The sequence below is a fragment of the Parafrankia sp. FMc2 genome (genome assembly GCF_041008525.1).
Taxonomy (GTDB): domain Bacteria; phylum Actinomycetota; class Actinomycetes; order Frankiales; family Frankiaceae; genus Parafrankia.
In genome coordinates this window covers 26,211-38,445 of record NZ_JBFLUG010000073.1, presented here as the reverse complement: position 1 = coordinate 38,445, position 12,235 = coordinate 26,211, and the positions used below count along the sequence as shown (strand labels likewise).

Sequence of the window (12,235 nt, the reverse complement as noted above, 5' to 3'; positions counted from 1 at the left end):
CGGGTGGGAACCGGAACCCGGCGAACTCTGATGTCGGAGCCGGTGGCCGGACACGACGTCGACGCATGACTCGATCATGCCTGGTAGAGGTCGTCGAGGCAGCGGACTTCGTCGACGCAACAGACCCCGGTACTCGCTGTCCTACCGGGACGTCGAGGAGCTTCTCGCTGAACGCGGCCTCGAGGTTGACCACGTCACGATCTACCGGTGGGTTCAACGCTTCACGCCCCTGCTCGTGGACGCGGCCCGGCCGTGTCGGCACCGTCCTGGTGACCGGTGGTTCGTCGACGAGACCTATGTCAAGGTCGCCGGGCGGTGGACGTACCTGTACCGGGCGGTTGACCAGTACGGGCAGGTCATCGACGTCCTGGCCAGCACCCGCCGTGATCAGGCTGCGGCACGCCGGTTCTTCACCGCGGCGTTGTCTCACGGGCGCCGGCCGGTCGAGGTCACCACCGACAAGGCCCCCGTCTACCCGCGGATCCTGGACGAGCTGGTACCCGAGGCCTGCCACGTCGACGCCGCGCGGGAGAACAACCGGATCGAAGCCGACCACAGCCGCCTGAAAGCCCGGCTCCGCCCGATGCGCGGACTGAAACGGCTGCGTTCCGCCCAGACGATCAGCGCAGGTCATGCGTTCGTTCAGAACATCCGCCGCGGCCACTACGAACTCGGGATCGACACCGACCCGCACGCACGGCTGACAGCCGCGTTCACCGAGCTCACCCTCGCGATCTGATCACCCGCTCGGCAGGGTCAACCATGCCCTGCCATCCCGCAATGCAACAGACCCGTCCTGGCCGAGTACGCGACCCACTACAACGGACAACGGCCCCACCGCGGTTGTGGCCTTCAACCACCACGGCCCGACCATCCCGTCGCCGACCTGACCAAGGAACGAATCAAACGCCAGCCCGTCCTCGGCGGCCTGATCAACGAATACGAACGAGCCGCCTAAAACCGGCTCTTCGCAGTACGCCGGAAAACGTGTTCAACCGATCACCAGCAGTTGCAGTCGACGATGACGCAGTGTGGCCGCAAGTCGTATGGCAGCCTCGCGGCTTGGGCATGGACAACGTCCTGACCTGGCTCTTCGGCGACGAGCGCCACGCCGACCACACCCCCGACGACGTAGCCAGGCTGCAGATCGTCACCCTGCAAGCGCCAGCCCTGTAGTCGTCCGGCTACAGGTTCCAGCCAACTGCGAAGAGCCCTAAAACCGCCTAAAACCCCAGGTCAATACCGGTGGCCGAGTTCTGGCACCCCACAGGTGGCCGGACACGACGTCGACGCATCATCCGATCATGACAGATCAGTGGCCATGGTGGCGGACCTCGCCAACGCAACAGCGCCCCCGACGCTCGACCCGCTGATCGGTCTGCCGCCGACAACCAGACGCGGCCGGATGCGGCCCCGCCGAACCGGCGACCGGGCCAGCTCGGCCGCGGCGTCTTCGACGGAATCGGTGCCAGGCTCGGAACCGCTCCACAACTCGGGACGGTTCAGTACCTCTTGGTGTCGAACTCGTTGTCGATGGGTGGGCTGTGGAGCAGGCTAATGGCCGCTTCGGCGATGTCAACGTTTTCGTAGCCCTCTGTGGGACGGTACCAACGTGACACCCAGATGCACATGCCGAGCAAGAGCCTGGCCGTGATCATCGGCTCGGCCCGCTCAAGTGCCCCGGCGTCCATCGCCCTGGTCACCGCGTCGGTCCACAACTTCTCGTAGCGGCGGCTCCATGTGTGCCAGCGTTCGAAGACATCGGGGGGCAGGCCGGCTCCACCAAAGAACACAGGCATGTAGCGGCGCATGCGAACGGCGGCGTCGATCTGGAGACGTACCAGGGCGTACAAATGCTCTCGCGGTGACTCTGGTCGAGCCAGGATCTCCTGTGCCGCGTCGGTCAGTTCGCGGGTGCTGCGTTCGAACAAGATTCCGACAAGGTGTTCCTTGGTCGGGACGGTCCGGTAGAGCGTGGCCCGGGACACGGAGAGCATCTCGGCGGTGGTGTTTATGGAGACCGCGTCGAATCCGCCCTCAGCGAACAACTCCGCTACCGCGTCGGCGACGGCTTCAAGATCGATTTCGCGTCGAGGCCGGCCACGTGGGCGTGGGCCACTCGGCGCGTGGCCCACGTCATCTTCTTCGTGGTGCTGGCACCTCCCGTTATGGAGAATGTCCGACACTCTAGCCTCCTGAGTCCTGCCACGATTCCCCCATGGTCCTATAGCGATTCCCGGCGTTCGATTGAACCCCTTTACACTGTTGATCATATGGCGGCCCGCGGGTGGATGGATTGACCGACGTCCAGGTGGCCAATATATCGAGACAAGCAACATCATAAATTGGTGGATCTGTGTCACGCTCGGCGAGCACACAGTCACACCACATTTGACCTTACCGGGCATCGATCGCCGCGGGCGAGGAGAAGGGCGCAGGGCGGCACTGTTGCATCCGGCGACTCCAGCCGATCTTGGCTGCAGATCTTCCCGTAGTTGGGCCTTCGTGGGGCTCGGTCGGCAGGTTGACGGTGCTCCACGACCGGATCCGGCGTCCTCCAACAGGAAGATTTTCGGTCAAGATCTCCCGGCCCTGCCGGATGCAACAGCGCCCTGCCATCCCCCAATGCAACAGACCCCAGCAGAGTCCTTGGCGGCGTCGATGATCGAGACAGCGTCCCGTCCACCCTCGGTGAACAGTTCGGCGACGGCATCCGCGACCGCGTCCGGATGGATCTCGCGCTGCGGTCGGCCGCGCTTTCGTAGCGGGCCGTCCGGGCTCCGGCGGGCCATCTCTTGGTTCCTCCTCCCCGCACCGCCGGTCCGTGACTGGGGGCGATCTTGGCTTCCCGGTAGTAGTAGCGTCTGGCGCTCACCATCCGTCGCGGCCCGGGTACTCGCCGAGTTCGGGGACGACCCGACGCGCTACGCCGACGCGAAGGCACGTAAGAACTACGCCGGCACCAGCCCGATCATCTGCGCCTCCGAATGCCTCAGTCCGATCAGCGGCCCCGAAAGGCCGGTGGCCTGCGCTCGCGGAAGGCCGCGATCCCTTCGAGTAGGTCGTCGCTGGCGAGGGTGTGCTCCTCTAGGGCGAACGACAGGTCCACGACCTCACCGGCCCGCTGCTGGGACACCCGGTTGAGCGTGCGCTTGGTGCCCTGTACGGCCAGCGGAGCCAGCGCGGCGATGCGTTCGGCGATGGATCGGGCGGTCTCGACCGCGTCTTCGGGGGCGGCGACGAGGTCGGTGACCATCCCGAGCGAATATGCCGCCTCAGCGGTCAGCGGATCACCGGTCAGCAGGTGCCGCCGGGCGCGCACCATCCCGGCGGCCTGGGGCCACACGAGGCAGCCGCCGTCACCCGCCACCAGCCCCAACGCGACATGCGAGTCGGCGAGCGTCGCCGCGCGTGCGGCGACGACGACATCGCACAACAGCACGATCGTGGCACCGAGGCCGATCGCCGGTCCCTGGACCGCGACCACGATCGGCTGAGGAAGAGCGAGGAACGCCTCCACCAGCTGCCTGCCCTGATCGATGATCGCCTGTCGCGTGGCGAGGTCGTCGTGTGCTGCCTGCATCAGCGCGAAGTCGCCGCCCGCCGAGAACGAGCGCCCGGTGGAGGCCAGGACCACCGCGCGCACCTTGCGGTCGCGCGCGATCCCGTCCAACGCGTCCGCCAGCTCCTGGTGCAGCTGCGCATCGACGCGGTTATGCAGCTCGGGGCGCGTCAACGTCACCTCTGCGATCGCGCCGTTGTGCTGAATCGTGAGTGCGGTGTACTGCGACATGCGGCTCCTTCCATGTGGACCCGCTGTTCCAGACGGATGGACTAGGAGGAGAGGCCAAGGTCGTGGCTGATGATCACTTTCATGATTTCGCTGGAGCCGCCGTAGATCCGGCTCACTCGACCGTCCAGGTGTGCCTGCCCGATCAGGGACGAGGCGCGGTAGGCCTCGCCGGGCGGGAACAGCGGCAGGCACGAGCGCACGACACGGCCCTGCAACTCGGTGCAGTACAGCTTGGCGGCAGCGGCTTCGCCGCCGCTGAGCGTGCCCGCGATGAGCCTGGTCATCGCGCGGTCGATGAGGGCCTGCCCAGCTGCCACCTGCGCTGCGCAGCCGGCGATCGTGAACTTCACGTCCTGCCCCGGTTTCGTGCCGGCGAGGCGTTCGATGGTCCAGCCGATCGCGGCTGACGCGGCTGCCTGCGAGTTGACCGCGATCGAGAGTCGCTCCGCGGCGAGATTCGTGCTCAGGTAACGGAATCCGGCCCCCTCCTCGCCGAGAAGTGCGTCCGCCGGCACGCGCATGTCTGCGAACGACAGCTCGGCCAGATCCTGCGCCTCGAGGCCGAGCTTGCTGAGCTTGCGCCCGGTGTGGAAGCCGGGAGTGTGGGTGTCGACCAGCAGCAGGCTGATGCCGTCGCGCCTGCGGCCGGGATCGGTCTTGGCGGCGAGGATGAGTAGATCGGCGATGCTGCCGTTGGAGATGAAGGTCTTCGCGCCGTTGACCACATAATGGTCGCCGTCGCGGATGGCCCTGGTCTGCATCGCCTTCACGTCCGAGCCGGCCCCCGGTTCCGAGATCCCCAGCGCGGCGACGGTCTCACCGGCGGCGAGTCTGGGCAGCCAGTGCTTGCGTTGCCGCTCGGAGGCAGCATGTAGAAGGTAGGGCACACAGATGTCGGTCTGGACCCGCAGCCCGCCGATCGCGAGTCCGAGCCGTTGGATCTCCTCAGTGACCACGGCGCTGTCACGGAAGCCGGTGTCGCTCCGCCCGCCATACTCCTCGGGGATGCCGATCCCGAGGATGCCGATCTCGCCCGCTCGCTGCCAGAACCGCCGCGAGGGGCTGCCCGCGCTCCGCCAGCCCGGGTACTCCGGCACCACTTCCTCGGCCAGGAACGCACGCACGCGCGTGCGGAGGGCATGGTGCTGCTCGGTGTAGACGTCCCGGTCGGTGGGCGCGGGCAGAACCGCTGTCACCGGAAGTCCATCCAGTGGCCGTGCGGCGTCCAGCCCAGCGCGAACGGGAGCTCGATGGTGGCGATCGGGCCAACGGTGATGTCGTCGGTGTCGAAGATCAGGTACTCGCCGCGCTTCTCGCTCCACCACGACACCGGCACGATGACGTAGCCGTCGCCTTCGGGCGCGTCCTTGCTGCGGGGCGCGAACGTCGCCTCGAGCACCGCAGCCGGCTCGCCGGAGCGGATCTGGTAGACCTGCTCGCTCAGCGTCCGCATGTTGGTCACCACGAGGCTGTTCATCGACATGCCCTTGCGCTTGACCACACCGCCGACCTGGAAGCCCCAGGTGTAGCCCTTGCCGTAGAAGCGCTCGTCCACCTTCGGCAGTTCCGAGGGCCGGTCGGAGAGCTGCTCACTCACCGCCTTCCCGGTCTCCAGGTCGATGGTCCATCGGCCGAGGTAGCTCTTGGCGATCGCGAAGAAGAGCGTGATGTCGTCGCCCTTGGCGAAGTCCTGCTCGAACGGGAACGGCGGTCGGTTGAAGATCGGTCCGTCGAGGGTGAGCTTCCCGTCCTCGACATTGGCTGACAGGGTGTGCATAATGTACTCGGCTGGCAGGTCCGTCGTGATCCAGCGGATCTCGGCGTCGACGTCGTCCCGCGGGATCAGTGCGATCACGATCGGCAGGCTCTGATCCCAGCCCCAGATGCCCAATTGCCGGTCTGTGATCTTTTTCCTGTCCACGGTGAACGGCTGGAACGGCATCACGACCCACTTGGGGGTTAGCCAGATGTCGTGCGCGACCGAGTTGTACGGCGCATCCCAGAGGTCGCGGCTGTCGACGGTGCCGTCCGGGTGGACGGTGTGCATCGTGACGTACGGGGCGGTGTCGCGGTAGTTCCAGCCATAGAGCGTACCGGTGTCGGGGTCCCACTTCGGGTGGGCGGCGAAGCTGTTGTCGCCGTAGACCACGGGCTGGTGCAGGCCCGGCGACAGCTGTGAGGACCAGGGCATGATGCCGCGGGTCTCCAGCGTGATCGGGTCGAGCGCGATTGGCGGGCCACCCTGCTCGCTGGCTACGACCATCTCGCCGGCGAACGGAAAGACGTTGATGTTGCTGGTGCCCTGGGGCGTGTGCCGGTTGACGCGGTCCCGTTCCACGTCGCCATAGGCGAAGTCGCGCCAGTCGTGGAACCCGCCGTCGGTCCAGGCGAACAGGCCTCTACCGTGCTTCTCCTCGAGCAGGTACTTCGGCGTGCGGGTCCACCGGTTGCGGAAGTCGGCCCGGCCGTTGTTCAGCACCAGGCCCTGCACCATGCCGTCCATCGAGAGCAGTGGGTTGGTGCCCTGCATGGTGGGTCGCTTCCAGGTCGGGCCGGTGCGGTAGAAGCCGCCCGCCAGGTCCTTCGGAATCTCGCCCTGGCTGACGATGCACTCCTCGACTGTCGCCTCGAACCGCATCGGCGTGAACGGGCCCTTGAGCGCGGTCTCGCGGGGGAGTGGATAGCCCATCTCAACCTCCTGCTTTCGACGCCGCGACGGTGTGACCCCGACTCTGTCACTGTCGGTGAATCGTAATTATTTTTGAGGCACACGGTCGCAATAAACATTGTCACTCTAGCACGGGGTCGAGCGTGGAGGTAGCGGTCTGCCGAGGCGAGCCGGGTGCTGTTCGGCTCGGGCGGATCCGAGGCTCGGCCCGGGCTGCGAGGGGGTGCTGGTCGGTGGCCGCCGTGGCGCTTGACCAGAGTCCCCGTCGCGCCTTACTATTGAGACGACATGGCTCATAAACTTACGCGACGATGTCGAGCCGTGGGCCCGCGATCGGTCGAGGATCGCTGAGTGGCCGGTCCGCGCCGATCCCGCGGGCCGGCTCTCGTCGGAGGGAAGGGTGTCCCATGAGTCGGACCGCTGCTGTGGAGCGCGGTCATGCCGATGTCGCCGAACTGCGAGCGGCGCTGCGTGAGGCGAACGTTCCGAGCCTGCTGATGACGTTGGTTCACCTGACCGGGGACCGGCACTGGCTCGAGCCGCCGTACCGGCCGACGAGGTCGAGAGGGCTCGACGACAACGACAGCGGTGGCCTGCCCGCCGAGCGGCAGGACGAGATCCGGGAGGCGACGCTTGATGCGGTGCTGCGGGTTCGGGCCGGGGAGCTGACCCCCTCGGAGCCCACCCCGGAGGAGGTCGCAGAGATGCTCGCGATCGCCCTCGACGAGGCTGTTCCGGCCGAGTACGGGCCGCTGTTGGCCGAGGAGTTGGGTATCCGGAGCAGGGATGTCGACCTCCCGCCTGCGCCGGACGGCTTCCATGTGCTGATTGTCGGGGCGGGAATCTCGGGCGTGTGCGCGGCGATCAAGCTCAAGCGGGCGGGTGTGCCGTTTACGATCATCGAGAAGAACGAGACGGTCGGCGGCACCTGGCTGGAAAACACCTACCCGGGCTGCGGTGTCGACACCCCGGGCCACCTCTACTGCTTCTCCTTCGACCCGAACACGGAATGGACGCGCTACTTCGCCAAGCGCGACGAGGTGTGGGAGTATCTCGAACACATCGTCGACAAGTACGACATCCGGCCTCACATCCGGTTTCGTCACGAGGTCGTCCGGGCGGACTTCGGCTCCAAGACCTCTCGCTGGCACGTGGTCGCGCGCGGCGAGGACGGCTCGGAGCAGCAGCTCACCGCCACCGTGCTCGTGCCTGCCGTCGGGATGGTCAACCGGCCGCTTGTACCCGACCTGCCCGGGATCGACATGTTCGCCGGTCCGGTGATGCACACCGCCCAGTGGGATACGTCGGTGGACCTTCGCGGCAAGCGGGTCGCCGTGATCGGCACCGGGGCCAGCGCCATGCAGCTCGTGCCGTCGATCGCCGATGAGGCGAGCCGGGTCGTCGTGTTCCAGCGCTCCAAGCAGTGGGCGGTCCCGCACCCGAACTACCAGCGGCCGGTGAGCGAGGCCGTCCGCCTGGTCATGCGTGAGATCCCGGTCTACGCGGCCTGGTACCGGCTGCGGGCGTTCTGGAACTTCAGCGACCGGCTGCACCCGCAGTTGCAGGTGGACCCGAGCTGGCCGCACCAGGAGCGGTCGGTCAACGCGAACAACGAGAGCCATCGCGTCTTCCTCACCAGGTATATCAAGGAGCAGCTCGCCGACCGCCCGGATCTCGTCGAGGCCTGCCTGCCGGACTACCCGCCGTACTCGAAGCGTCCTTTGATCGATAACGGGTGGTTCGCCACGATCAAGCGTGACGACGTCGAGCTTGTCGCCGACCGGGTCGCGCGGCTGCGCCCGAACGGTGTCGTCACCGGCAGAGGCGAGTTCCACGAGGTCGACGTGGTGGTCTTCGCCACTGGCTTCCGGGCCCTGCAGTTCCTCTGGCCGATGGAGATCCGTGGGAGGTCCGGGAAGACTCTTGCCGAGACGTGGGGGGACCATGACGCTCGCGCCCATCTCGGCCTGACCGTGCCCGACTTCCCGAACATGTTCATCCTCAACGGGCCCAACACCAACGCCGGGCACGGCGGGAGCGCCGTCATCGCCACCGAGTTCCAGGTGCGCTACTTCATGCAGACCGTCGACCACCTGATCAGGTCCGGCCATACCGCCCTCGATGTGCGCGAGGACGTGTTCTGGAAGTACAACGACGAGCTCGACGAGGCGCTCGAGCGCTCGATCTGGGCTCATCGCGGCGCCACGAACTGGTACCGCAACGAGGCGGGTCGAGTGGTCATCAGCAGCCCGTGGAAGTACCTGGACTATTGGGACCGGACGCTGCGGTTCGACCTGGGCGACTACCGGGCCGACGGCCAGGCTGGGCCGACAGCATGACGGCGCAGGCTGTCGGCTGGGAGGCCGGCCGGAGCGGCCGTGACCAGCTGGTCCGGCTCGAGCGGGACGGCCGGGTCGCCCTGCTGCAGCTAGACCGCCCGGCCGTGCTGAATGCGCTGTCCCCGGGGCTGATGGACGCTATCCTCGCCGATCTACGTAGGCTGGACGAAGACCCAGATGTGGGAGCGGTCGTCATCGCGGGGCACGACCGCGCGTTCGTCGCAGGCGCCGACATCGTGTCGATGCGCGACCGCAAGATGTCGGACGTGCTGGCCGCGCCGTCGAGCCGGTTCTGGTTCCGGCTGCGTGAGATCGAGGTGCCGCTGATCGCAGCCGTCTCCGGCGCCGCGTTCGGCGGTGGATGTGAGCTGGCGCTCGCATGCGACCTGGTGGTCGCATCCGAGACTGCTCGATTCTCCCAGGCCGAAATCAAGGTCGGGATCATGCCCGGTGGTGGCGGCACCCAACGGCTGACCCGAATCGTCGGCAAGCACAGGGCGATGGAGCTGGTGCTCACCGGCCGCCCGGTCACCGCGCACGAGGCGCAGCAGCTGGGGTTCGTCAACCGGGTCACCGCGCCCGACGCCTGGCGCTCCGGTGCGCTGGAGCTGGCGCACGCGGTCGCGGCCGGGCCGCCGGTGGCGATCCGGCTGGCCAAGAGGGCTGTGCTCGCCGCCGACGAGACCACTCTCAGCGCCGGGATGCAGACCGAGCGCCGGTTGATGGAACTGGCCTTTGGCACCGCCGATCGGGTGGAGGGAATGACGGCCTTCCTCGAGAAGCGGACGCCCCGCTGGATGGGCGGGTAAGGATACGTGGGCACGATGGACATCTACGGGTTCACCGAGGAGCAGCGCGACTTCGCTGCTGCGATCCGTACCTTCTGCGACAAGGAGTGCGGCACTCGCGAGCAGCTCGACGCGCTGACCGACGGGGGCGCCGAGCAGCACAACCAGGCTCTGCACGAGAAGCTGGCCCGAGCGGACTACCTCGGGGTCTCCATTCCCGAGGAGTACGGGGGCAGCGGCGGTGGGCTGACCGAGCAGCTCCTGCTGTTCCAGGAGCTCTGGCGTGGGCTGGCCCCTGTCCATGGTGCGGGCACCTCGCACACCGTGGCGGGGATCCTCAAGGGATACGCGTCGGAGCAGCAGAAGAAGGAGCTGCTGGGCGCGATCTGCGAGGGGCAGGTGATGTCGATCAGCATCTCCGAGCCCGGGGCGGGCTCCGACGCCGCGGCCATCTCGTGCCGCGCCGAGCGCACCTCCGCCGGGTTCCGGATCAACGGGCAGAAGACCTGGTGCTCCGATGCGCGGTTCGCCACCTGGATCCTGCTGGTGGCGCGGACTTCGCGTGGCGATCGCCCCCACGACGGACTGACGATGCTGCTGGTGCCGAGCGACGCGCCCGGTCTGGAGATCCGCCCGATCGCGACGATGGGGGGCAGGGAGGTCAACGACGTCTTCCTCACCGATGTCGATGTGCCGGCCTCAGCAGTCGTCGGCAAGGACGGTGAGGCCTGGCGCCAGCTGATGGCCGGCCTGAACGGAGAGCGGCTGGTCTGTGCCGCTCAAGGGCTGGGGATGGCCCAGCGCACCTTCGACGACCTACTTGCCTACGTCGGCCAGCGGGAACAGTTCGGCGCCAAGATCGGCACCTTTCAGGCGTTGCGGCACCGAATTGCGGACCTGGCGATCGAGCTGGAGTCCGCACGCGCTCTCACCTATGCGACCATGCGCCGGATTGAGCTGGGCGACGGGACGCCCACGGAGCGGATGCGCGCTGCCTCGATGGCCAAGGTCAAGGTCACCGAGACGGCGAAGAAGATCGCGCTCGAGGGTGTGCAGATGATGGGCGGGTACGGCTACGCCGTCGAGTACGGCATGGAGCGGCACCTGAGGCTGGCGATCGCGCCGACCATCTATGCGGGGACCAACGAGATCCAGCGCGACATCATCGCGGGCTCGTACGGTCTGCGGCCCAGCGCGCGAGGATGAGCGCACGTCTTGACGGTGACGCATACTCTCATTTTAATGAGACGGGTAGGCTCATTAAAGTGTGAAACGGGATGTGATCATGACCGCCTTCCGGTCGACCGAGGAGATCTACGAGGTTCTTCTCCCCTTCTACCGCAGCCTCATCGCGGACCCGGTCGTGGGCCCGAAGCTTGCGCAGACGAAGACCTCCTTCCGGATCCGCCACTTCGAACCCGAGGCGGTCTTCCTCCTCGACGCGACCAAGGACACGCTGCTGCTGAGCAGCGGCGCGGAGGCCGATGGGTCCGCCGCGGAGGTCGAGCTGGAGATGAGCGGTACCGACGGGAACCGGTTCTGGCTCGGCAAGCTCAACCTGCCCATCGCGCTTGCTCGTAAGAAGATCAAGGTCGCCGGCGGGGTGACGAAGCTGCTGGGCCTGGTTCCCGCCCTCCAGCCCGCCTACGTTCTGTACGCCGCCCACCTGGAACAGCTCGGGCGACCGGTCGAGGCCTGACCCGTCCCCCCGCCGTGCCAGAGGTTCGCGTCGACCACCTGTGTCGAGGTCGGCGTCGGAAGTTCCGAGATCAGCAGGTCCAGATCTAACGCGAAGAAGGAGACGAGATGGGACTCGTTGACGGCAAGGTCGCCTTCATCTCCGGCGTCGCCCGCGGCCAGGGGCGTTCCCACGCCGTGCGGCTGGCCGAGGAGGGTGCGGACATCATCGGATTCGACATCTGCCATGACGAACCGTCGGTCGAGTACCCTTTAGCGACCGAGGCCGACCTGCAGGAGACCATCGCGCTGGTCGAGAAGGCCGGGCGGCGGATCCACGCCGTGCAGGCCGACGCGCGCGATTTCGGCGTGGTGACCGCGGTCCTCGAGGAGGGCGTCGCGCAGTTCGGCCGGCTCGACATTGTGCTCGCCAACGCGGGGATCATGGCGATCACCGGTGAGCAGCGCCAGTGGCACGACGCCTGGCATGCAGGGATCGACGTCATGCTGAAGGGCGTGTACAACACCGTCTTCCCAGCGATTCCGCACATCCGAGCGGGCGGTCGAGGCGGTTCGATCATCATCACGAGCTCGACGGCGGGCCTCGTCGGTGGCATGTCGGATGGCAGCCCGGGTGTGCTCGGCTACATCGCGTCCAAGCACGGCGTCGTTGGTCTGATGCGGGCTTGGACACTCCTGCTTGCCCCGGAGGGGATCCGGGTCAACACGGTGCACCCGACCGGAGTGGGGTCGCCGATGATTATCAACGAGGCGTTCGGCAGGTTCGTGCAGGAGTTTCCGAAGATCGCAGAGAACCTGCAGAACCCCCTGCCGGTGCCGGACGGGCTGCTGCGTCCCGAGGACGTCACCAACACGATCGTCCATCTCGTCTCCGACGCCGGGAAGTACATCACCGGTCAGACGGTGGTGGTCGACGCCGGCTTCACCGCCCGCTGACACCGGTCATCCA

At 67.0% G+C, this 12,235-nt stretch carries 9 protein-coding genes and 1 pseudogene; 6 read left to right on the top strand and 4 right to left on the bottom strand.

Annotation, left to right across the window (positions count from 1 at the left end):
* Nucleotides 1-127: 127 nt before the first annotated feature.
* Nucleotides 128-739: pseudogene (locus AB1460_RS22765) on the top strand (IS6 family transposase); the annotation flags it as partial.
* Between the two features lie 763 nt (nucleotides 740-1,502).
* On the opposite strand, the gene AB1460_RS22760 reads toward AB1460_RS22765, so the two are convergent.
* From AB1460_RS22760 to AB1460_RS22745, 4 genes are all read right to left on the bottom strand, one after another.
* A complete protein-coding gene (locus tag AB1460_RS22760; protein ID WP_368963960.1) occupies nucleotides 1,503-2,186 on the bottom strand; it encodes a TetR/AcrR family transcriptional regulator in 684 nt (227 codons plus the stop codon).
* 815 nt (nucleotides 2,187-3,001) lie between these two features.
* A complete protein-coding gene (locus AB1460_RS22755; RefSeq protein WP_368963958.1) occupies nucleotides 3,002-3,793 on the bottom strand; it encodes an enoyl-CoA hydratase/isomerase family protein in 792 nt (263 codons plus the stop codon).
* Between the two features lie 41 nt (nucleotides 3,794-3,834).
* The gene (locus AB1460_RS22750; RefSeq protein WP_368963957.1) at nucleotides 3,835-4,989 is read right to left on the bottom strand and encodes an acyl-CoA dehydrogenase family protein; all 1,155 of its coding nucleotides are present in this window, start codon (nucleotides 4,987-4,989) and stop codon (nucleotides 3,835-3,837) included.
* The gene (locus tag AB1460_RS22745) at nucleotides 4,986-6,482 is read right to left on the bottom strand and encodes a carotenoid oxygenase family protein (protein ID WP_368963956.1); all 1,497 of its coding nucleotides are present in this window, start codon (nucleotides 6,480-6,482) and stop codon (nucleotides 4,986-4,988) included. Before AB1460_RS22745 ends, AB1460_RS22750 begins: the two co-directional genes overlap by 4 nt.
* 386 nt (nucleotides 6,483-6,868) lie before the next feature.
* On the opposite strand from AB1460_RS22745, the gene AB1460_RS22740 reads away from it, so the two are divergent.
* The 5 genes from AB1460_RS22740 to AB1460_RS22720 all read left to right on the top strand — a co-directional run bounded on the left by AB1460_RS22740 (nucleotide 6,869) and on the right by AB1460_RS22720 (nucleotide 12,222).
* On the top strand, nucleotides 6,869-8,800 hold the full coding sequence (locus tag AB1460_RS22740; protein ID WP_368963954.1) for a flavin-containing monooxygenase: 1,932 nt from the start codon (nucleotides 6,869-6,871) through the stop codon (nucleotides 8,798-8,800).
* The gene (locus AB1460_RS22735) at nucleotides 8,797-9,609 is read left to right on the top strand and encodes an enoyl-CoA hydratase/isomerase family protein (RefSeq protein ID WP_368963953.1); all 813 of its coding nucleotides are present in this window, start codon (nucleotides 8,797-8,799) and stop codon (nucleotides 9,607-9,609) included. The genes AB1460_RS22740 and AB1460_RS22735 overlap by 4 nt, the downstream gene beginning before the upstream one ends.
* Before the next feature lie 15 nt (nucleotides 9,610-9,624).
* Nucleotides 9,625-10,794, top strand: coding sequence for an acyl-CoA dehydrogenase family protein (locus AB1460_RS22730; protein WP_368963952.1), 1,170 nt, complete (start codon nucleotides 9,625-9,627; stop codon nucleotides 10,792-10,794).
* Between the two features lie 79 nt (nucleotides 10,795-10,873).
* Entirely contained in the window at nucleotides 10,874-11,287 is a 414-nt protein-coding gene (locus AB1460_RS22725; protein WP_368963950.1) for a hypothetical protein, read from the top strand.
* 107 nt (nucleotides 11,288-11,394) lie between these two features.
* Nucleotides 11,395-12,222, top strand: coding sequence for a mycofactocin-coupled SDR family oxidoreductase (locus tag AB1460_RS22720; RefSeq protein WP_368963949.1), 828 nt, complete (start codon nucleotides 11,395-11,397; stop codon nucleotides 12,220-12,222).
* Nucleotides 12,223-12,235 lie beyond the last annotated feature (13 nt).

Coding starts and splice junctions, on each gene's coding strand:
- AB1460_RS22755 (WP_368963958.1), bottom strand. CDS start 3,793: ATGTCGCAGTACACCGCACTCACGATTCAGCACAACGGCGCGATCGCA.
- AB1460_RS22745 (WP_368963956.1), bottom strand. CDS start 6,482: ATGGGCTATCCACTCCCCCGCGAGACCGCGCTCAAGGGCCCGTTCACG.
- AB1460_RS22740 (WP_368963954.1), top strand. CDS start 6,869: ATGAGTCGGACCGCTGCTGTGGAGCGCGGTCATGCCGATGTCGCCGAA.
- AB1460_RS22735 (WP_368963953.1), top strand. CDS start 8,797: ATGACGGCGCAGGCTGTCGGCTGGGAGGCCGGCCGGAGCGGCCGTGAC.
- AB1460_RS22730 (WP_368963952.1), top strand. CDS start 9,625: ATGGACATCTACGGGTTCACCGAGGAGCAGCGCGACTTCGCTGCTGCG.
- AB1460_RS22725 (WP_368963950.1), top strand. CDS start 10,874: ATGACCGCCTTCCGGTCGACCGAGGAGATCTACGAGGTTCTTCTCCCC.
- AB1460_RS22720 (WP_368963949.1), top strand. CDS start 11,395: ATGGGACTCGTTGACGGCAAGGTCGCCTTCATCTCCGGCGTCGCCCGC.